Below are 20,635 nucleotides of genomic sequence, written 5' to 3' on the forward strand. Positions count from 1 at the left end.
TAACCATCAAATCCTTAAAATTTTATAATATTCTCATGCAGACAAAACCATTCAATTTTATTGCAACCATACTTTTTCTGGTAGTAAGTGTGACTGTATTTTCACAAAAAACAGCCGCTTTGGGTTCTTTATTGGATAGAAATTCAGAATTTATATTCCCGCAAGCTCCTGATAAAATCTCAAAAGCGTTGAACGTAAAAGCCATCTTTTATGAAGATGCCAATGAAGAAAAATATGCCAAATGGCCCATTAAAACAGGGCTGGAACTTTATTGCAGCTTGGGAAAAGATAATACTGTGAATGAGATGTTTTTTGTTGCTTCAGATAATAAACCTGTAATTGTTGAGGGACTTCCTTTTGGTCTTGTTCTGAATAAAAGTACATTACAGGACAGTAAAACGAAGTTCAGTAAGTACAATGCCAAAACACAGAAATTAGCAGCAGACAGTGAATTTCCAGATGGATCAAAACTGGTTTTTAAAAAAGGAAAACATTATGCAACATTATTTTTCGACAGCAAAAACCTTTTAAAATCATTAGGACTTACAGAAGAAATGATTGATCCGGCAGCTAATTAACCTAAGGGAGGCTTCAAAACAATATAAGACCTGTCATTATCTGGCGGTGTTTTATTCTTATAATGAAGCCCTAATATAAATTTAATTATATTGTTAATCCATAGTTGTTTTTTACCTCAGCCATCACAAAAGTACTGTGAGTGCTGCCTATAGAATCTACAGATCCCAGCTTGTTAAATACAAAATCCTGATAATGTTTCATATCTCTTACCTGAACTTTCAGAAGGAAATCAAAATCTCCGGAAATATTGTAACATTCGGCAACTTCTTCAATTTCTAAAATTTCTTTTACAAAATCATAGCCTACAGACCGGTCGTGAATTTTGAGCTTGATCTGGCAGAAAACCGTAAATCCGCGGTTCAGTTTTTCAGCATCGAGAATGGCTGCATACCTTTTGACAAAACCTTCCTGTTCAAGCCTTTTTACCCTTTCAAAAACCGGAGAGGTAGAAAGGTTCACTTCTTTTGCAAGTTCCTTAACGGTCAATTTTGCATTTTTCTGGAGCAGCCTGAGCAGCTGTAAATCCTTATTATCGAGTTGTTCCACAGAATATTATTCTTTTAAATGATTAAAACAGTCAAATCTACAGAATTATATGCTTTTAATTTTATTTTTAAAAGTTTAATTTGCTTAATTATTTATTGTTAATTGTATTTTTATTCGGTATTCCTAATTTTACACAAAATTAAAAACTTTTACTGATAATCTTTGTTAGAGGTAAAAGTACAGTTCTTTGCAGATACTTCATCAAACAGGAAAGGTTTTACTTAAGGTAGATTAATAGGGAATCGTGTGCAAATCACGAGCTGTCGCGCAACTGTAAGTAACATGCCAAAAGTTTCTGTCCTTGCATATCCACTGCCAAAAACGGGAAGGATGACGGAAACTGTTACAAGTCAGGAGACCTGCCTTTACTGAATTGACAATGCTTTCGCGGGCTGAAGCTTTTGGGTCATACAGATGATATATCAGATATGTATTTTATCTCAATTGGAAATGCATTGCCTGCTATATCATTATTTCCTGAAATTTCCTCCGCAAAAACATAACGAAGCATTTTAAAGGACTTTCACAATAAGTTTAATTAAAAAGTTTAAAAAAATGCAAACTCACATCCTTGGCTATCCGCGTATTGGTAGCAAAAGAGAACTCAAAAAAGCCTGCGAGCAGTATTGGTCAGGTAAAATCCTTCTGGAAGAGCTTCTGAACACCGGAAGAACTATCTGTACCCAAAACTGGAATATCCAGAAAGAAGCCGGAATAGACCTTATCCCGTGTAATGATTTTTCATACTATGATCAGGTATTGGATATGAGCCTTGTAGTAGGAGCAATTCCAACACGGTATCATGAAGTAGTGCTTAAAAAAAACAATACTGAGCTTGATCTTTATTTTGCCATGGCAAGAGGATATCAGAAAGACGGACTGGACATCACCGCAATGGAAATGACCAAGTGGTTCGATACCAATTATCACTATATCGTTCCGGAATTTTATAATAACCAACAGTTTAAGCTGAATTCAGATAAAATTTTCAATGAATTTGCAGGAGCAAAACAAGCGGGAATCAATGCAAAACCGGTGATTATCGGACTGGTTTCTTATCTGTTATTGGGAAAAGAAAAAGAAGAAGGATTTGATAAACTGGATCTGGCGAAAAATCTTCTTCCGGTCTATACGGAGATTTTAACCAAACTTCAGGATCAGGGTGCGGAATGGATTCAGTTTGATGAACCTTTTTTAGCCTTGGATTTAACAGAAAAAGCCAAAGAAACTTACCTTTTTGTGTATGCCGAAATCAGAAAACGATTCCCAAAACTGAAATTTATTGTAGCCACTTATTTCGACGGATTAAAAGATAATGCATCACTTGCCGTTTCACTTCCTGTGAATACATTGCATGTTGATCTGGTGAGAAATCCTGAACAACTGGATGATATTCTGAATAGTATTCCGGAAAATTTAAGCCTTTCATTAGGGGTAATTGATGGCCGGAATATCTGGAAAAATGATTATGAAAAGTCGCTGTCTTTCATTACAAAAGCTGTTGAAAAATTAGGATCTGAAAGGATTTTGATCGCTCCATCATGTTCATTGCTTCATTCACCTTGTGATCTGGATTTTGAAACCCATCTTAACCCGGAAATTAAAAGCTGGCTGGCTTTTGCTAAACAAAAAGTAAAAGAAGTCGTAACACTTAAAGAACTTGCTTCCGGAACAGAAAATGAACAGATTCTTAAAGCATTTGAAGAAAATAAAAAAGCAATTGAAAGCAGAAGAACTTCTTCTCTTATTCATAATCACCAGGTAAAGCAAAGAGCAAATGCTGTTTCTGAAAAAGATGCTCAGAGAATAAACCCTTTCAAAATCCGTAAAAAAAAGCAGCAGGAAGTATTGCAGCTTCCTTTATTCCCAACCACTACAATAGGGTCATTCCCGCAAACCACAGAGGTAAGAAGCTGGAGAGCGAAATTCAAAAAAGGGGAACTGACCGCAGAACAGTATGATACTTTACTGAAAGAGGAAACTCAGAGAACAATCTGCTGGCAGGAAGAAATTGGTATCGATGTACTGGTTCACGGAGAATTTGAGCGTAACGACATGGTAGAATACTTCGGAGAACAGTTGGAAGGATTTGTATTCACCAAAAACGGATGGGTACAAAGCTACGGAAGCCGCTGTGTAAAACCTCCGGTGATCTTCGGTGACGTTTCCCGCCCGGCTCCGATGACGGTTTATTGGTCCCAATATGCCCAATCCCAGACTGAAAAATGGGTGAAAGGAATGTTGACAGGCCCGGTTACCATTTTGCAGTGGTCTTTTGTCCGTGATGACCAGCCCCGCTCAGAAACATGTAAGCAGATTGCTTTGGCTATTCGTGACGAGGTGGTAGATCTGGAAAAAGCAGGAATCAGAATTATTCAGATTGATGAGCCTGCCATAAGAGAAGGTCTTCCATTAAGAAAAACCGACTGGCAGGACTATCTGAAATGGGCTGTAGAAGCTTTCAGAATTTCAGCAAGCGGAGTGGAAGATGCTACCCAGATCCATACGCATATGTGCTATTCAGAATTCAATGATATTATTGAAAATATTGCCGATATGGATGCCGACGTGATTACGATAGAGTGTTCCCGCTCTCAGATGGAACTGCTGAACGCTTTTGCAGACTTTAAATATCCGAATGAAATTGGTCCGGGAGTATATGACATCCATTCACCAAGAGTACCATCGAAAGAAGAAATGATTGAACTGCTGAGAAAAGCTCAGAATGTAATTCCTGCCAATCAGCTTTGGGTAAATCCGGACTGCGGACTGAAGACCAGACACTGGGACGAAACTGAAAAAGCTTTAATAGCAATGGTTGCCGCCGCTAAAGAAGCCTCAGTAGAATATGCGGTCTAGAAAAATTTAAAATAATTAGATTCAATAATTCAGATCGTGCTATGAAAATCATAACACGATCTGTTATTTTGAATAATTAAAGTATAGTTAAGAACCATTCTGACTTAAAATTTAAGCAAACTGTCTTCATAATCTTAACATCTTAATAGTTAAAAAAAGTTGGAACGTCTTCATTTTTAAAAGTTATATTTTACAAATGCCCCGATATTTTTCAGGGTCTTTTTTCCGTTATTAAACTGATCAAAGTTGGAAGCAAGTCCGTACATCATTTTATCCTGTTTTACTCCCAGTCTTATAAACTGAAGGCCTCTGGGATATCCGCTGTTATCTAGGTTTCCAATAGCCAGAATACTGAAATATCCCTTGAAATTTTCTGTCAGATGAGGTGTGTACTCAAAAGATACAGACTGTTCCAGAGAAAATCCTTTCTGATAAGTGGTTCCTATAGAGTAGGACAGATAATAGGAAGGACGGATAATTTTGTACTGTAGATAAGCACTGAAAAATGCTCCGGGATTTTTCATTCCAAATGCCGCATTGGCACTCAGCCTTTTGGTAAGATGATACGAAAGGGTATTTCTGATGAAGAATATGTTTTCTTTATCCTTGGTATATTCTGTATCAAACAGGGTAAGATTGTTTAATTTCAACCGCTCATTCAGCTGATAATTGACATTGTGCATATAAGTATAGGAACGGTTTCCCAAAACCAGATCAGGAGTATAGGAAATCTTCTGTGCATTCAGATTCAGGAATGCTGATGCAAGAGCTGTTATGGCGATAAATTTAGCCTTCATATTTCACTCATTAAAATTCTGTGAGCAAAATTATTCAGGCCGGAACGGAATAAACTTAAGAAATCTTAAGAAACGTCAGACAAGTGTTTTTTTCTCAGATAGCTCAGATATTCTACAGTTATTCCAAGGTAGGAAGCGATCATGTATTGAGGAAAACGCTGCTCGATATTACGGTAAGTAGTGACAAATGTTCTGTATTTGGTGTAGGCATCAACACGGGAATGTTCAAAGGTTCTTTCCTGTAAAGTAACATACGCAGACTGCATTTTCAGACGCCAGAATTCTGAAACAGCAGCAACTTCTTTATATAATAGTTCCAGATTATTTTTACTGATCTGTATGATGATGCTATCCTCATTAGCCTGAATAAACATTCTTGAAGGCAGCCCGCTAAGATAGCTGTAAAGATCATTTACCCACCAGTTTTCAATACCCAGCTGAGTGGTATTTTCTTTTCCCTTTTCATCAATATGATAAGCAGACAGGCTTCCCTTTGCAATGAATCTCATATGCCTGGAAACCTGCCCCTCACGAAGCAGAAAATCTTTCTTTTTAAGCTGTATGATTTCCAATTTGGAAGTAATACAGTCAATATCTTTATCTTCTAAGGTAACTATTTCTTTAAAATGTTCTATCAGCTGTAAAAGGATTGGATCTCTATTTATCATTAGATTTTGTACGTATAGCGGCAGGTACAAATTTACGTAAATATTAAATTAAGGGATTGTATGAATCGATTGTATATAAGAAGACCACAATTTACAATATAAATTGTGGTCTTCAACAGCTAAGGACTATTTAACTACGATTCTGTTTTCAAATAACCATAATGCAAAGCTGTTTCTTTTCCGAATAAACTTGAGAAAATATTCTGAAATTCATGAATGTATTTACATTTTATAGCATTTCCATATATTTTAAGTCCTTCCATTATTTTTCTTGAACTTAAGTCTATATCATATTTTATAAAAGCTTCCGGTCTTTCATACCGTATACTCTGGTCTGAACTGTCTGTCCTTGAAAATCCGAGCTTTTCAAGCCATTCTTCCGTTATTTTAATCGGTTTTATTGCTGCTGCCGGTACTGAAATACTTTGAATATCATTTTCAATTTTAACAAAATAAGCCTGTTCGACATTTTGAAAGATCTCAGTAATGGTATAAATCTGATTTTTATACTCAACCAAGTTCTTGATTTTTAGATCTGCTACGTTCATAATATTTTGACTTTAAATGGTGATATGGTCTCCGGTAAAATAGCAAATAGTATGCCCGACATTGTATTGTTATGCCGTGTTTTGGAAAAGATTAGGTTAAATTTTCGATATGAAAATTTAATAATACGTTAAAATAGTACGTTTATTAGCGAATTATCACATGAATATGAAATATAGAGTGTGGTATGTATGTGGTACTAGTTTTTTATTCCTGCTTTTGGAGCTGTATTAAAAGTGGTCAGAAGAAGGGCGGTTATAACAGATATCATAAGAACTGCTATGAAAACGGTCCATGAATAGGCATGAAGCAGATAACCGGTACCACTTCCCAGAATGCTTGAGCCAAAATAATAAAACAGCCAGTAGATAGATGTGGCTGAAGATTTCCCACGTTTGGCATACAAAGCTGTCATCTGGCTGGCCATGGTATGTGCAGCGAAAAATGAAAGGGTAAAAAGCCCAAGTCCGAAAATAAGGATATAAATATTTTCAGATAATAGTAGGGAGGTTCCGGTAAGCATGGACAGAATAGAAGCCTTCAGAATGCTATTCATAGGAAATTTTCTTGAAAGACGGCCTACAATCATCGTTCCGAAAACTCCAAAAATATACATCAGAAAGATAAAAGCAATGATAAAGTGGCTTAATGAAAAAGGGCTTGCTTCCAGTCTGAATGTAAGGTAATTATAAGCGCTTACAAAAACTCCCATCAGTAATGCTGCGGTACAATATAAGCGAAGAATATAAGGATTGGTAAGGAAAAACTTCATCTGTTTTACCTTAAGATAATAATCCGTTTTCTGTGGATTGAAAAATTTTGACTCCGGAAACAGTTTCCAGAATACAACACCGAGAATAAAACTTTCTATGCCAATCAGAAGAACAGCATTCCGCCAACCGAATTCCCCTGCAAACAAGGTAGCCATTATCCTTCCGCTCATTCCTCCAATTGTATTGCCACTGAGATACATGCTGATGGCGGCTGGTACTACCAACGCATCCACTTCTTCTGTAAGATAAGCGAGAGCAACTGCAGAAACCCCGGAAACAACAAAGCCTTTCAGTACTCCGATAGCAATAAGGAGGCTCAAGTCTGGAATCCAGGTAGAAACAATAGTTAAGGTTGCAGATGAAATTAACGAGAAAACCATGAGGTTTTTTCTGGAATAACTGTCGGCTTTAAAAGCAAAAAACAGTAATCCCAATGCCATACCTATTGTAGATGATGATACCAGCAGGGAAGTATCACCTACAGATACCCCAAACTGTTCTGCAGCCATAGGCAGCATCGGCTGGAAAAGATAAAGCTGTGCGAAAACCGAGAGTCCTGAAAAAAAAATACAAAGTTTTATAGATTGGAAGCGTGAGCTTCCCTTAAGAGCTTTTTCAGATGAATTCATGATTTTTTGCAATTAAAATGCAGTGGTTTGACAGAAAAATAAGTTCTGTAAATTTCCTGATTATTTTCCGAATTTAAAAATCATTATCGCAATGATATTGATTGGTGAAATAAATCATTAAAGCTGCAAACTGCTGATGTATTCTGAAGGAGTAATATTTTCCATCTGCTTGAATACCCGGTTGAAGGTAGACTGATTGGAGAATCCTGCATCAGTATAAATATACATGAGGGTTACTTTTTCAAGATCATTTTCCTTGAGAAGTCTTTTTACACATTCAATCCTGTGCATATTCAGATAATTATTGAAGTTGGGATATCCTTTAGCACGAATTGATTTTGAGATATAACTACTGTTGATTTCTATTTCCGCGGAAAGCTTGGAAATATTAAAATTAACGTCTTTATAAAGCTGTTTTTCTCTCATCACAGATTCAATTTTTTCAAACAGTTCATCTGCAAAAGGAGCTTTCTCTGCCACAGAAACCGGTTGAATTACAGCACTAGCATTCTTTTCTTCAATTTCATGGTAAATTTCAACTCGTTTTATTTTATCCTTAAAATAGAGCAGAAGTGATATTACGGCTACATTGGAAATCATAAGGATGGTGTCGGTAATTCTCACATCTTCAGGCCGGTGTATCGGAAATTTAAAACTGAAGGTTTTGGAAATAAGATATCCTATAATAATATTCAGCAAAACAAACATACTGTAAATAAATACATACTTTCTTGAAAAAAAGACATAGGCTGCCAGAGGAATGGGAATAAGCCATACAAAACTTGCTATAGAATTGTTCCAGAAAGCCAGCATGATGTAAAAATTATAAAGTGTTGCAATAATAATGTAAGAATGCACCATTACATTAACCGAATAGGTTTTACGAACAATCAGATAAGTATAAACCAGTAAAAAAAGTCCTCCAAAAAGATACCATGCCATTATTTTATCCGGAATGATAAAGGTAAATATCAATCCAAATAGGGCAAGAATCACAGACATCAGAATATTATAATAATACACCAGCTGTCTTTTGTACTGTTCAATTTTTATGTCTTTTTCGGTAATCATTTGTGGCGGTAGGTAATTTAAATCATTTCAATATGTTTTATAAAAGTCAAATATCAAAATATGACTGATTTAATATGTTGGTTATTAGTTGTTTGCGTTTTGTAAAACTGTTTCCGGTTTTTCATTGATTATTCGTGAATTTGATTTATTAATGTAGATAACTTTGCACCAGCTAGCCATAGGCTGATTGATGATAGATTAATTGGTCTGCATGATTTATTCAATTCTTAAATAAATCAAATAATTTTTAAACAAATATACTAAAATGAAAAAAATAAAATTACCTTTTGCCAGCATAATGATGTGTTTTTCAGCAGCTGTATTTTCCCAGGTAGGGATTAATACAGGCTCTCCTAAAGTAACGCTACATGTAGAGGGGAAACCAGATGTTGCTACTGCGGCAGACGGAGTGATTGCTCCAAGAATGACAGGAGATCAGTTAAGAGCTAAAGATAATGTGTATCTGGCAGATCAGACCGGAGCGTTGGTCTATGTAACGCAGGCTGTAACTGCCCCTTCTGTAAAAACAGCAAAAGTAGATAAAGCCGGCTATTATATGTTCAACGGGACTACCTGGAAGTTTGCTTTTGGAGGAAAAGATGACGACATTACCATTGGAGACCTGATCTACTATCATGGAAGTATTCCTGCAGGCCCTTCCGGAGCCAGCACATTAGCCAGTACCTATCTTACTGATCTTCCTGTTCTGGGAGGTTTCCTGAGACTTGATGCCCAATTTAACAGCAGTTCAGCAGGAACAGGAGCGGCTACCACTTTTAATCCCAGACTTTATAATGTAGGAACTTCAGATGTGAAAATCTGGGTTTCGGAAATGTCTACCCATACCGGTGATTCTGACAACGGAAATATTAAATTATCACCGGGAGCTTACAGGCAGTTTGATGATGGAGTTTATCTTACTCAGACTCATAATGAGACCGTAACATTTGATATTACAATACAAGAGCCGGAACCAAGATGGTACAGAGTGTATTATGCATTTCGTGTGGATAATAAATCTGCAGCGGGAAGCAGCGATGCTACCACCACAGATTCCAATACTTCTGATAACACAAGGGAGCTGTTTCTCTCTGTACAGAGGCTGTACTAATAGGTTGTCCGAAGATTCTAAAAATACAGTGATTATATAAAGCTATACAAAATCAATGGGTTAGCTGTTTAAAAATCTAATGAGATTTGTGTTTTTTCCGGGGCTGGAATGATAAGAAATTCAGCCCCATTTTCTTAATGCATCATTTCATAGACTTTAATCAGCTCTGCAATATTTCCGACATTAAGCTTTTGAAAAATTCTTTTTTTATAAGTGCTTACCGTAGACATCTGAATATTAAGCCTGTTGGCAATTTCCAGATTGCCGTTCCCGTCTGCCAGAAGTTTGAAAATTTCGTATTCTCTGGATGATAACTTTTCTACGGGATTATCTCTTTTGTTTTGAATAATAAGGCCAATCAGTTCTGCAGGGTAGAAATATCCCTTCTCAATTACTGTTTTCACAGCGTTCTTAATTTCTTCTTCACTACTTTGTTTATTCAGATAGCCTTCAGCACCTTCTCTGATATATTGAATCGCAACATCTTTGTCATATCCTGAGAATATAAGAATTTTAAGGTCATTCTGTATATCTTTAAGCTCCGGAACCATCTTCTTATACTGAGTTCCCGGCATATCAATATCTAAAATAATAAGGTCATACCGTTGATCTTCCAGCTTCTTTTTCACCTGTTCATAATTTTCCGCAAAATCTATATTCAGTAACGGATAAGCTGTTTCAAGAACCAAAGAGGTTCCCGCCCTTACCACATAATGATCATCAGCGATTAGAATTCTTTCATTCATAAAGATTAGTTTTTATTGAGTGTTATTTCCACAATTGTTCCTTTAGGTTGGTTTTGTCTGAAGTTCATTTCAGCATTGATCTTTTTTACCAGATGGATAACCATATGCAGACCCAATCCTTTTCCTTTAAAACTAGGTGTTTCCAATGTAGGATTTCTGAACAGGTTCATGTAAACAGAAATCTGCTCTTCAGACATCCCTGTTCCTGTATCAGTAATTATTATTGTGGTTTTTTGTAAATTTTCTGTAACCATAAGGGTTATATTTCCTTCAAAGGTATTTTTTACAGCATTATCAAGAATATTATGAATAATGGCTGTTAAAATACTTTCATTTACTTTAGAATATACGATTCCTTTGGTAAGATTGGTAATGACAGTCCCTTTTTCTTTTGCAATTTCACAGAATAATTTATTCTTGATTTCCAGAATTCTGTTGATTGGATATTCATTTTCTTCAAAAATATTTTCAGCTTTATAAAGTTCAGTATATTCTTTCAAATTCAGGGTAAACTGATACAGCTGTTCGGAAGATTTATAAATACTGTCAAAGTATTTTTTCTGAAGCTCCACATCATCAGATTCATGAAGTTTCTGAGAAAGCATAGCAATAAATCTGATCGGAGTGGTGATATCGTGGCTGATGGTTTCCACCAGTTTTTTCTGATATTCGGTTTCTTTTTGCAGGTTGTTTTTAACAACCTCCAGGTGAAGAGAGGTTTCTCTCAGTTCAGAATTTTTATTATGAACAATCTGTTTTAAAGCTTTATTTTTTATTCTTAGAAAGTTGGTGGTTAACTGAACGATGATGATAATCAAAATAAGTATAACAATGGAAGCAGATACTCTGAATAACAAGGTCTGATAGAAAAGTGGCTGAATTTTGAAGCGTACAGTCTTTTCTTCATATCTTCCATCTGCAGAAATCAATACCCTTACACTCAGAGTATAATCACCGGGAGAAAGGTTGCTGATCGTGTATTTTAATTCTTTTCCTGTTGCAATCTTTTCCCATTCAGTATTTTCTTTTCCTGATATCTTTGCTTCAATATAAAGATTTTCAGGATTGGAAAAATAAGGAATATCAATAAAGATATCTGCAGTTTTGTAATTATTTTTCAAATTAAGAATCTGGTGAAAATACTGAGGCTCAGAATTTCCTATTTTTACCCGTTCAATGTAAATCTTATTTCTTCTCGGATAATAAGTCTGAATACTTTCCGGGTTAAAAAACACAAAACCGTCCATTGAAGGAAATACAAAATCCCCATTCTCAAGAGCGTAGGCATTGGGTTCTGAACTTCCATTAAATTCATTGGTCAGGAAGCCGTCTTTTTTAGTGAAGCGATAATAAAAAACCGCAGTTTTTTTGTTTTCTGCATACTGTAGCAATTGTTTTTTAGAGACCTTAAACATCCCATTATTTGAAGAAATCCAATAATATCCCTTTTGGTCTTCAAGAATATAATGAGCCGACTGGAGATAATCATTGATGTCGTTGGGCATCTTGATAAGTTGGTGATTCCTGAAAAGATAAAATCCGTCTTTGTTGGTAGTAATCCATATCAGATTATCCTTTGTTCTGATAATACTTTTGACATTGATGTTTTTAATTAAGGGAGTTATAGTATTGCTTCCCAATGCTATGGAATAAAGTCCGTCACTGTTTCCTGTCAGAATTTCATTCTCATTGTATTGATAAAAAGTATTGATAAAACTTTTAAAAGTATAGGTGAAATCCGGTTGGCTAAATATATCTTTTCTGTAAAGATGAAGCTTTGTTCCTGAAAGATCTGTAAAGGTTGTTCCATAAAGGTTTCCGCTTTTCATAAACGTTTCGAGTCCTTTTTTTACAAAAGATGAATCCTTCTTTTTATATCCAGAATTTTTATAAAACCTGATAATACGGTTTCGTTTCCTGATCAGAATGTTTCCGGAATTATCATACATCATCACATAGTTGTCATTGTTTCCGAAAAAATGGTTGTTTACAATCCCATTTCTTCCGAATTCTGTACCATCCTCAGCAATAATTGTATTTTGACTGAAAGGGAGAGATGCAAAATATACATTACTTGAGAAATCAGCATTTTTCCTTGAAACATTGAAATTGGAAAGCTGAAGTACGTTCAGTCCGTTATTGAGAGTTCCCAGATACAATTTATTGAAACTCTCATCATAATACATAGAGCAATAAGAGTGATTGCCGATTTCTTCAAAATTGACAAGAAATTTCAAACGGAGATCCTTTTCATCTCCTTCCAAAAGGTAAATATTATCATGGTTGATAATAAATGTCTGATTGGTAATCTGTTGCCAATATATTTTAGTGTCTGGGTGATTAAAAAGTGTAGGTTGATCAGAAACAGAAAGACGTCCCTTGTAGATGGAGTAGGTTTTTCTTTTTTTCAGATCATTGATGAACAGGTGATTATTCAGTACAAAAATATAATTCAGATCTTCATTGGTAAAAGGAAGGACAATTTTTATTTCCTTTTTTCCTTCCTTATAGATGATGGCATTCTTTTCTGTAAAATGATAAACAGAATTTTTGAGCTGAATAAAATATTGGATGTCATTATAGAAATCCGAGGTAATGATATTATTGGCAATGCGGTGGAGAATATCATTACCGCTGCAGTAGGTCATTTTATCACCGGCAGTAAGATCTGCCAGTTTGGGAAACCTGTTTTTAATAATAATTTTATTTTTCTGGAAATTATTAAGAACTGTTATGCTGTCAAGGCACGGATCTCCTATAAATTCACCAAAATGTAGATTATTTACCTTGAAGTTATTAAAGGTAATAAATGAACTTCCGTCATACCGTACGAGTCCGTTTTCAGTAGAAATCCAAATGAAGCCATATTTGTCTTTTACAATGGCCTTTGCACTGCTTTGCGGCAGTCCGTTGTCTATGTTGTACCACATAGAGGTGTAGTGCTGCCCGGAAATATTTAGATAAATACAAGCAAAAATAAATACCCAAACTCTCATATATGTGCAAAACTGATCTATATCTGCTGCTAATGCAGAAGACGGTTAATAATAGTATTTGTACAAGTCAATGTTTTTTTTAAGGGTAGGAACGATTGAGAATAAATTTTTATCATTGAAGTTTTCTGGTCTTTTGTGTTTTATATTTTTTGATCGTGTAAAAATAGTGAAATTATGGAGATAAATTGGTATTGAGTGTCCTGTTTTCTGTAAGTTTTATCATGTATTGCAGACAATAAGAGATTCAAAATTTTTTTCAATCTTGTCGTATTTCAATAATATGTGATAAATTTATGCCGTATTCATTGTAAATTTTCGTCTAAAGATCTTAGTATTGTACTGGATTTGTGGCTTTTTTTAGAATTTTATGAACAAAAATTATTGTTGTGTTTGAATAATTTTATCAATTTTTGATTAACAGTTGAAGTTTTGTTTAAATGATTTTGTAGTAAAAATTCGACAAAAAAAAGACGGTTTATTCTACATGATAGCTTTGTCAGGGCTTATGGATATTCATATTTTTGCAAAAATATTCTCGCAGCAATTAAGAAGATTTATTGTCAAAATAATGATTCTAAGAACACAAACGGTTTTTATCTCAAAAACAAAAGAGACTGTACAAAAGTAAACAGTCTCTTTTTTGTTATTAAACACTCAGGATATCTTTTTAATCAAAAAAAGATACAGTGGAAACGCAGGAACGTACGGGATATAGTGTCGTTTCAAAAATCAGAATGAAAGATAAAAATCATACATACAGATGGGTAAAACACCGTATGTTTTATATTTATTCACCTGATAACGGACGATTGAGGTTTGCTCTCTGTCTTTATCATATGGCTCTGACTTCATCTAATGTTCCCGATTTCATGATTGTTAATATAATAAAAGGGAAAGTGGTGGTGAAAAATAAACTTGATTATAAGAATATTTTAAGCCCAGGAGAACTGGAAGTTTTAAAATTTTTAGGAGAGGGATATGCCAGTAAAGAAATTGCAGGTATTCTTTCTATAAGCATCAATACCGTAAACAGGCACCGTCAGAATATCCTGGAAAAGTTGAAAGTGAAAAATTCTACCCAGGCTTTTAAAGATAGTTTTTTTTAAATATTTAGCTTCAAACATCCGAAAAGTTTACCATAATATTTTGTAACTTATATTTAATTTTATATCTTGAATACACATTAGCAAGAACCATACATGATGAAAAGAAGTGAAGAAATTACCCATCAGTATTTTACCTTTTTAGACCAACATATCCATGAGGTTATTTCGGGAACAGCCCCTGAATTTCTGGAACTGAATGAAATTGCCGGAAAACTTGCTGTCTCTCACAAACATCTTACCGATACCATTAAAAAAGAAACCGGAAAGCATCCCTGTTTTTTTTATGATGAGAAAATTATCGGGGAAGCCAAACATATGCTTATTGTTACGGATAAATCTGTAGCAGAAATTGCCCGTATTTTTACTTACGATCCATCCAATTTTTCAAAATTTTTCAAAAAAATGACTGGTTGCACTCCTGGAAAATTCAGAGATTCCCATACCGTCTGAACTGACTGTTTTTATTCTTTAAAATTCCTGCCACAGGAGTTTCGATGCCCTTTTCGTCTCTGGGTAGGGATTTAATCGTGCTGAATTCCTGCTGTAAAAGGCAATTTAGTGAATTATAATGTTAAAATTACCGGAAAATAATCTTTTATAAATGAGACGGTTGTGAAAAATAACTGTCTTTTTTTATTATTTATTTATTAATATTTCTTTATTGTTTACTTTTTTTATTAAATTTAGGTAAGAAAAAACTAATTAATTCAAAAAGATAAATGTTAAAAAGAAACATGTATATACAATTGAGTTTGGTTTCCAGAGTATAAGAATAAATTATTGTGTCTTTAATAATATTTAATCTTAGTAAGGGAGCTTAACCCCTTTAAATAGTTATATATTTGTTTTTTAAAACCACAACAAACAAGATTAAGGATGAGCATCAATTTCACAACAGCAACTATCAAAGACTTTGAGAATATACCAGACAATAATATGGCTCAAAGGGCTGAAATTTTTTATGAATATTTAGACTATGTAAAGTCTAATGGACACATGAATTACCGACTGAAGAATACTTCAGGAACCAATGCAATACTGAATGTAAATATTGCAAACCATAACAGAGAATTTGTTAGTTTTGTATCAAGTGATTATTTGGGATTTACACAGCACCCGAAAGTAAAACAAGCTGCCATTGAGGGAATAGAAAAATATGGTACCGGTACTGGGGCAACTCCTCTTATCGGCGGGTATTTTGATTACCACAATGCGTTAGAAAAGAAAATTTCAAGTTTCTTTAAAAGAACAGAAGATGAAGCCGTAGTATTTACAACAGGTTATACTGCTAATAGTGCGAGTTTACAATGTTTAATGCAAAAGGAAGATCTGGCTATTTTAGATATGGCAGTACATGCCAGCGTGCACGAAGGATGTGCTTTTACTAATAAAAAAACATTTCCGCACAATAATTTGGAATCTTTGGAACACATTTTGAAGGTATCTGAAAATCTGTACCGTACGAAACTCGTTATTGTGGATGGTGTGTATTCCCAGGATGGTGATACCTCCCGTATTAATGAGATCTATGACCTTGTGAAAAAGTATAATGCCTTTCTGATGGTAGACGACGTACATGGGGTTGGCATCCTTGGAGAAACCGGAAGAGGTACTTTGGAACAGGCTGGGTTATTGGATAAAGTAGACATCATCACAGGTACATTCAGCAAAACATTCGGAAACCTTGGAGGATATGTCATTGCAGATAAAAAAATAGCTGCATTCATCAGATTCCATTCACGACAGCAGATCTTCTCAGCTACAGCTCCACCATCATCCTCAGGAATTGTTAAAGCCATTGATTTAATTGACGAAGAACCTATCTGGAGAGAAAAACTCTGGGATAACATCAATTATTTCAAAAAAGGACTTGACGATTTAGGATTAGATACCGGTGTTACCTGCTCTGCCATTATCCCCGTAAAAATTGGAGATCCCTATGTAACAGGAGAAGCCGGAAAACTACTAATAGAAAAAGGAATCTATACCAATCCGATTCTTTATCCGGCTGTACCAAGAAAAGATGCGCGTATCAGGATGAGTGTAACGGCAAGACACGAAAAAGAACATCTCGACAAAACGCTTAATGCGTTTGATGATATAAATAAAAAATTGCATATTGCGAAAAAATAATAATTATGCCTAGAAAAGTAGTGCAGGGCCCCATTAGGGACAAAGAAAAAACAAAACAGAAACTGCTTGCTGCAGTTGGTAAAATTTTAAGAGTAAAAGGATACTCCGGACTGAAAGTAAGTAAAATTGCCGCAGTAGCCGGATTTGATAAAAAATTAATCTATGAGTACTTTGGAAGTACTGATAAGCTGATCGATGAGTATATCAAATCTCAGGATTACTGGAGCCAGGTCAACCAGGATGTTGATATGGATTTCTCTGACGGTGGACACGAACTTACCAAAATGGTAGTGTTAAATCAGTTCGAAAACCTGAAGAAAAATAAAGAACTTCAGAAAATTATCCTTTGGGAGCTTTCAGAAAGTAAGCCTATTCTTAAGAAACTGGTTGAGCAGCGTGAAGAAGTAGGAGAAGTCTTATTTGGAAACATCTCAGATCCTTATTTCGGAGAAGGGGTAGCAACAAGGCATAGAGCAATTATGGCTTTAATAGTTTCCGGTGCTTACTATCTTAATCTTTATACAGGATACAACGCCAATAAGTTCTGCGGTATTGACCTGAAGACCGAAGAAGGAAGAAAAGAGATTGAAGGCGCTATTGTTGAGTTGATCGACTTTGCATACAGCAAAAAAAAGTAGAAATTAAAAGTTTTCCGATTTGAGCAAAAATACGTTTTTGTTGATATTTGAAAACTTTTAATTTTCAAATTAAAACTATATTTCTTACTTTTGGCCAATGGAAAATTTTATAGTATCTGCAAGAAAATATCGTCCTCAGGAGTTTGATACGGTTGTAGGGCAATCCCATATTACGGATACTTTAGAACATGCAATTGAAGAAAGCCAATTAGCTCAGGCATTGCTTTTTTGCGGTCCTCGTGGTGTGGGTAAAACTACTTGCGCCAGAATTCTGGCAAGAAAGATCAATGAGAAAGATGGCTCGGTTTCAGAAGATGGCTTTGCTTATAATATCTATGAGCTGGATGCAGCATCCAATAACTCTGTGGATGATATCAGAGAACTTATAGATCAGGTACGTTTTGCACCTCAGGTGGGTAAATACAAAGTATATATCATAGATGAGGTTCATATGCTGTCTTCTGCCGCTTTCAATGCTTTCCTTAAAACGCTGGAAGAGCCGCCTGCTCATGCCATTTTTATTTTGGCGACTACGGAAAAACATAAAATTATACCAACAATTTTATCCCGCTGTCAGATCTATGACTTCAAAAGAATTGTCATTGAAGACATTCAGAATCATCTGAGAAACATAGCCCAAAAAGAAAATATCCGGTATGAAGATGATGCATTGTATCTGATTGCTCAGAAAGCCGACGGCGCATTAAGAGATGCACTTTCCATCTTCGACAGACTTTCTACTTTCTCCCAGAAAAATATTACACTGGCCAAAGCCGCCGAGGTATTGAATATTCTGGATTATGATCAATATCTCAATATCGTGGATCTCGCCAGGGAAAATAAAATTCCTGAAGTGCTTTTCGCATTTAATGAAATTGTAAAAAAAGGTTTTGATCCTCATATTTTTATTGCCGGATTAGGAAATCATTTCAGAGATCTGATGATGGCACAGAATGCTTCCACAATGGAACTCATAGAAGTAGGAGAGAAAACCAAGGCCAGATTTGTAGAGCAGGGACAGAAATGGGCCGCCCAGCAGCTTATTGATGGTATTGAAATCTGCAATCATGCAGATATTAATTATAAAAATTCCAAAAACCCTAGACTTACGGTTGAAATTGCATTAATGCAGCTGGCTTCACTGACAGCTAATTTAGGCGATACTAAAAAAAAAAATTCCTGATACTGGCTCCGTTTTTCAGTGAGAAACAGGAGGTGAAGATGCCGGAAAAAACTCCGGAGAAGAAAGACGTTAAAGCAGAACAACAATCTGCAGCTTCTCAGGAAGTTCAGGCAGTTTCAGTAACAAAAACAACCAAACCATTATCAAGACAAGGAATTTCTTCTGGTTTTAGCATCAGTTCTTTCCTGAATAAGGAGGATAAAGTTGAAACAGCAGAGAATGTTGTGGTGAAAACTGAAAACCTTCCCCAAAACCATTTTACAGATACTGATCTGCAGATGGAATGGAAAATTATGCTTAAGCAGCTCCAGGTAAAAAATAACTTTGTTTTCAATGCAGTAAAAACCTTCAAGCTGGAAAAAGCAGGAGAGCATAAAATCAAAGTTTTATTCCCTTCAGATTCTGCAAAAGTAGAATTTGATAAAATAAGTGGAGAATTTTTTAATCATTTTAAAAGAAAAATTCAGAATCATATTATTGAAGTAGAATACTTCAGAGACGTTGATAATCTGAAGATTGAGGTAGTGACGAAGAGAAAACTATTTGAAAAATTTATAGAAAAAAATCCGCTTTTGAAAGATCTTGATGATTTAATGAAGTTTGATTTGACATAATTTTTATATATTTGTCAAATATTTCTGTCAGAAATAAGTTTTTGACAAAAACAAATTACAACCAGAAACGCTGAAACAAGACATTTCCAGAATAGAATGGAAAAATTGATTAACACATATCAGTCTTTTTTTGCACCCGCTAATTACTTTTTTAGCGGTTATTTTAGTTTTTCTGCTTCTTATTATAGAAATTTCAGAACGTATTACCGATTTTATTGGTACTGTTAACTGAATTTCTTTCCAAAAAATACAGGAGAAGTAGAGCCCTATTATTTTCCTGATTCCTTTAAACAGTTTTGAACGGCATTTTTTGAAAAGAATTATAAATTAAATTTTATAATCCAAAGGGCTATTGCTGTCAATGAATAAATAATATAAAAAAACAACAAAAATTTAGAATAATGAATTTAAATGATTTAAAAAATGAGTGGATCGATGGGCTTACACAGCCTCTAATGATTGCAGGACCATGTAGTGCGGAAAGTGAAGCTCAAATGCTTGAAACGGCCAGGAGAATTAAGGAATCCAATGCTAATGTATCGGTTTTCCGTGCAGGAATCTGGAAGCCCCGTACCAAACCAAACGGTTTTGAAGGAGTAGGAGTGATTGGTTTAAACTGGCTGAAAAAAGTAAAAGAAGAGTATGGTTTTAAAACAGCAACTGAAGTAGCCAACGCACACCATGTGTTTGCAGCTCTGGAAGCAGATGTAGATGTTCTTTGGATTGGAGCACGTTCTACAGTGAACCCTTTTACAGTACAGGAAATAGCAATGGCTTTAAGAGGAACAGATAAGCCTGTGTTTGTGAAAAACCCTGTGAATCCGGATCTAGCATTATGGATCGGAGCTTTGGAGAGACTTTTAGGACAGGATATAAAAAACCTGGGCGTAATCCACAGAGGATTTTCAACATACCAGAAAACAAAATACAGAAATAACCCGAACTGGCAGATTGCCCTTGATTTCAAGAGCCAGTTTCCCAACATTCCAATGTTAATCGACCCTTCTCACATCTGCGGAAACAGAACAGGTCTTGCGGATATCACCCAGGAAGCACTTAACGTAGGATACCAGGGAGCAATCATTGAATCACACTGTAATCCTGATGAAGCGTGGAGCGATGCTTCCCAGCAGATTACTCCTGAAGTTCTTGCAGAGCTTATCGGAAATCTGAAAGTGAGAAGCTCTAATCTTGCAGGTTTTGAAGGAGAGATGGGAAGACACAGAACTTTGATCTCTGATCTTGATTTCCAGTTAATTGAACTTCTTTCTCAAAGAATGAAAATTTCTGAAAAGATCGGTAAGCTTAAAAAAGAAAATGACATTGCGATCTTCCAGCCTGAACGTTGGAAAGTAATCACAGAATACGCTACTCAAAAAGCAAAAGAAACAGGAATGTCTCAGGAATTCATTGAAAAAGTATTCAAAGCTATTCACGAAGAGTCTATTGAAGTTCAGAATAATATTATGATCGACAAAAGATAAATTGGAGCGCGTTTTAAAGATTGGGATTTTGCTTTAATTCCTGAAAATTAAAACCAAAATTTTAGAAAAAATACAACTTAGGGCTTATGCATTGGTATTTAGGGCAATTGAAACATGTGTTTTTAAACCTATTTCCTGAATGCTAAGCCCTAATTG

Annotated in this window: 18 protein-coding genes and 1 riboswitch; of the genes, 10 read left to right on the forward strand and 8 right to left on the reverse strand. The window is 35.2% G+C overall.

All coding sequences use genetic code 11. The features are described from left to right. The first annotated feature begins 35 nt into the window (after nucleotides 1-35). Nucleotides 36-578 (forward strand): hypothetical protein, encoded by a 543-nt coding sequence (locus BW946_RS01285; RefSeq protein ID WP_076594440.1) that lies wholly within the window; start codon nucleotides 36-38, stop codon nucleotides 576-578. A gap of 85 nt (nucleotides 579-663) precedes the next feature. On the opposite strand, the gene BW946_RS01290 is transcribed toward BW946_RS01285, so the two are convergent. Beyond that, nucleotides 664-1,125, reverse strand: a complete 462-nt coding sequence (locus BW946_RS01290) for an Lrp/AsnC family transcriptional regulator (protein ID WP_076594441.1) — start codon at nucleotides 1,123-1,125, stop codon at nucleotides 664-666. 195 nt (nucleotides 1,126-1,320) lie between these two features. Beyond that, nucleotides 1,321-1,507, forward strand: a riboswitch (cobalamin riboswitch). A gap of 173 nt (nucleotides 1,508-1,680) precedes the next feature. On the opposite strand from BW946_RS01290, the gene metE reads away from it, so the two are divergent. Next, a complete protein-coding gene (gene metE / locus BW946_RS01295) occupies nucleotides 1,681-3,984 on the forward strand; it encodes a 5-methyltetrahydropteroyltriglutamate--homocysteine S-methyltransferase (protein WP_076594442.1) in 2,304 nt (767 codons plus the stop codon). 176 nt (nucleotides 3,985-4,160) lie between these two features. On the opposite strand, the gene BW946_RS01300 is transcribed toward metE, so the two are convergent. The 5 genes from BW946_RS01300 to BW946_RS01320 all read right to left on the reverse strand — a co-directional run bounded on the left by BW946_RS01300 (nucleotide 4,161) and on the right by BW946_RS01320 (nucleotide 8,468). Beyond that, nucleotides 4,161-4,781 (reverse strand): hypothetical protein, encoded by a 621-nt coding sequence (locus BW946_RS01300; RefSeq protein ID WP_076594443.1) that lies wholly within the window; start codon nucleotides 4,779-4,781, stop codon nucleotides 4,161-4,163. Between the two features lie 65 nt (nucleotides 4,782-4,846). After that, nucleotides 4,847-5,449, reverse strand: a complete 603-nt coding sequence (locus tag BW946_RS01305; protein WP_076594444.1) for a Crp/Fnr family transcriptional regulator — start codon at nucleotides 5,447-5,449, stop codon at nucleotides 4,847-4,849. A gap of 134 nt (nucleotides 5,450-5,583) precedes the next feature. Then, entirely contained in the window at nucleotides 5,584-5,997 is a 414-nt protein-coding gene (locus BW946_RS01310) for a hypothetical protein (protein WP_076594445.1), read from the reverse strand. 197 nt (nucleotides 5,998-6,194) lie between these two features. Next, nucleotides 6,195-7,397, reverse strand: coding sequence for an MFS transporter (locus BW946_RS01315; protein WP_076594446.1), 1,203 nt, complete (start codon nucleotides 7,395-7,397; stop codon nucleotides 6,195-6,197). A 117-nt stretch (nucleotides 7,398-7,514) separates the two neighbouring features. Continuing rightward, entirely contained in the window at nucleotides 7,515-8,468 is a 954-nt protein-coding gene (locus BW946_RS01320; RefSeq protein ID WP_076594447.1) for a helix-turn-helix domain-containing protein, read from the reverse strand. A 265-nt stretch (nucleotides 8,469-8,733) separates the two neighbouring features. Here BW946_RS01320 and BW946_RS01325 point away from each other — a divergent pair, with 265 nt between their 5' ends. Further along, nucleotides 8,734-9,579 (forward strand): hypothetical protein, encoded by an 846-nt coding sequence (locus tag BW946_RS01325; RefSeq protein ID WP_076594448.1) that lies wholly within the window; start codon nucleotides 8,734-8,736, stop codon nucleotides 9,577-9,579. A 134-nt stretch (nucleotides 9,580-9,713) separates the two neighbouring features. Here BW946_RS01325 and BW946_RS01330 read toward each other — a convergent pair whose 3' ends face one another. Next, nucleotides 9,714-10,325, reverse strand: coding sequence for a response regulator (locus BW946_RS01330; protein WP_076594449.1), 612 nt, complete (start codon nucleotides 10,323-10,325; stop codon nucleotides 9,714-9,716). A 5-nt stretch (nucleotides 10,326-10,330) separates the two neighbouring features. Then, complete coding sequence (locus BW946_RS01335; protein ID WP_170872040.1) at nucleotides 10,331-13,255, reverse strand: sensor histidine kinase; 2,925 nt, start codon at nucleotides 13,253-13,255, stop codon at nucleotides 10,331-10,333. Between the two features lie 752 nt (nucleotides 13,256-14,007). Between BW946_RS01335 and BW946_RS01345 the strand changes: the two genes are divergently transcribed. The 7 genes from BW946_RS01345 (at nucleotide 14,008) to BW946_RS01375 (ending at nucleotide 20,479) form a co-directional block, all read left to right on the forward strand. Then, the gene (locus BW946_RS01345; RefSeq protein WP_228402406.1) at nucleotides 14,008-14,427 is read left to right on the forward strand and encodes a response regulator transcription factor; all 420 of its coding nucleotides are present in this window, start codon (nucleotides 14,008-14,010) and stop codon (nucleotides 14,425-14,427) included. Nucleotides 14,428-14,520: 93 nt separating this feature from the next. Beyond that, on the forward strand, nucleotides 14,521-14,877 hold the full coding sequence (locus tag BW946_RS01350; RefSeq protein WP_076594452.1) for a helix-turn-helix domain-containing protein: 357 nt from the start codon (nucleotides 14,521-14,523) through the stop codon (nucleotides 14,875-14,877). Nucleotides 14,878-15,303: 426 nt separating this feature from the next. Beyond that, on the forward strand, nucleotides 15,304-16,560 hold the full coding sequence (locus BW946_RS01355; RefSeq protein WP_076594453.1) for an aminotransferase class I/II-fold pyridoxal phosphate-dependent enzyme: 1,257 nt from the start codon (nucleotides 15,304-15,306) through the stop codon (nucleotides 16,558-16,560). A gap of 5 nt (nucleotides 16,561-16,565) precedes the next feature. Beyond that, on the forward strand, nucleotides 16,566-17,198 hold the full coding sequence (locus BW946_RS01360) for a TetR/AcrR family transcriptional regulator (RefSeq protein WP_047375406.1): 633 nt from the start codon (nucleotides 16,566-16,568) through the stop codon (nucleotides 17,196-17,198). Between the two features lie 97 nt (nucleotides 17,199-17,295). Beyond that, entirely contained in the window at nucleotides 17,296-18,381 is a 1,086-nt protein-coding gene (gene dnaX, locus BW946_RS01365) for a DNA polymerase III subunit gamma/tau (RefSeq protein ID WP_076594454.1), read from the forward strand. A gap of 38 nt (nucleotides 18,382-18,419) precedes the next feature. Further along, on the forward strand, nucleotides 18,420-18,995 hold the full coding sequence (locus BW946_RS21615; protein WP_083688760.1) for a hypothetical protein: 576 nt from the start codon (nucleotides 18,420-18,422) through the stop codon (nucleotides 18,993-18,995). A 401-nt stretch (nucleotides 18,996-19,396) separates the two neighbouring features. Continuing rightward, nucleotides 19,397-20,479, forward strand: a complete 1,083-nt coding sequence (locus tag BW946_RS01375; protein ID WP_076594455.1) for a chorismate mutase — start codon at nucleotides 19,397-19,399, stop codon at nucleotides 20,477-20,479. Nucleotides 20,480-20,635: the final 156 nt, after the last annotated feature.

This window comes from Chryseobacterium sp. RU33C, from assembly GCF_900156015.1.
GTDB lineage: Bacteria > Bacteroidota > Bacteroidia > Flavobacteriales > Weeksellaceae > Chryseobacterium > Chryseobacterium candidae.

Excerpts from the sequence above, each read along its gene's own strand:
- BW946_RS01285 (WP_076594440.1), top strand. The coding sequence starts at position 36 with ATGCAGACAAAACCATTCAATTTTATTGCAACCATACTTTTTCTGGTA.
- metE (WP_076594442.1), top strand. The coding sequence starts at position 1,681 with ATGCAAACTCACATCCTTGGCTATCCGCGTATTGGTAGCAAAAGAGAA.
- BW946_RS01300 (WP_076594443.1), bottom strand. The coding sequence starts at position 4,781 with ATGAAGGCTAAATTTATCGCCATAACAGCTCTTGCATCAGCATTCCTG.
- BW946_RS01305 (WP_076594444.1), bottom strand. The coding sequence starts at position 5,449 with ATGATAAATAGAGATCCAATCCTTTTACAGCTGATAGAACATTTTAAA.
- BW946_RS01310 (WP_076594445.1), bottom strand. The coding sequence starts at position 5,997 with ATGAACGTAGCAGATCTAAAAATCAAGAACTTGGTTGAGTATAAAAAT.
- BW946_RS01315 (WP_076594446.1), bottom strand. The coding sequence starts at position 7,397 with ATGAATTCATCTGAAAAAGCTCTTAAGGGAAGCTCACGCTTCCAATCT.
- BW946_RS01320 (WP_076594447.1), bottom strand. The coding sequence starts at position 8,468 with ATGATTACCGAAAAAGACATAAAAATTGAACAGTACAAAAGACAGCTG.
- BW946_RS01325 (WP_076594448.1), top strand. The coding sequence starts at position 8,734 with ATGAAAAAAATAAAATTACCTTTTGCCAGCATAATGATGTGTTTTTCA.
- BW946_RS01330 (WP_076594449.1), bottom strand. The coding sequence starts at position 10,325 with ATGAATGAAAGAATTCTAATCGCTGATGATCATTATGTGGTAAGGGCG.
- BW946_RS01335 (WP_170872040.1), bottom strand. The coding sequence starts at position 13,255 with ATGTGGTACAACATAGACAACGGACTGCCGCAAAGCAGTGCAAAGGCC.
- BW946_RS01350 (WP_076594452.1), top strand. The coding sequence starts at position 14,521 with ATGATGAAAAGAAGTGAAGAAATTACCCATCAGTATTTTACCTTTTTA.
- BW946_RS01355 (WP_076594453.1), top strand. The coding sequence starts at position 15,304 with ATGAGCATCAATTTCACAACAGCAACTATCAAAGACTTTGAGAATATA.
- BW946_RS01360 (WP_047375406.1), top strand. The coding sequence starts at position 16,566 with ATGCCTAGAAAAGTAGTGCAGGGCCCCATTAGGGACAAAGAAAAAACA.
- dnaX (WP_076594454.1), top strand. The coding sequence starts at position 17,296 with ATGGAAAATTTTATAGTATCTGCAAGAAAATATCGTCCTCAGGAGTTT.
- BW946_RS21615 (WP_083688760.1), top strand. The coding sequence starts at position 18,420 with ATGCCGGAAAAAACTCCGGAGAAGAAAGACGTTAAAGCAGAACAACAA.
- BW946_RS01375 (WP_076594455.1), top strand. The coding sequence starts at position 19,397 with ATGAATTTAAATGATTTAAAAAATGAGTGGATCGATGGGCTTACACAG.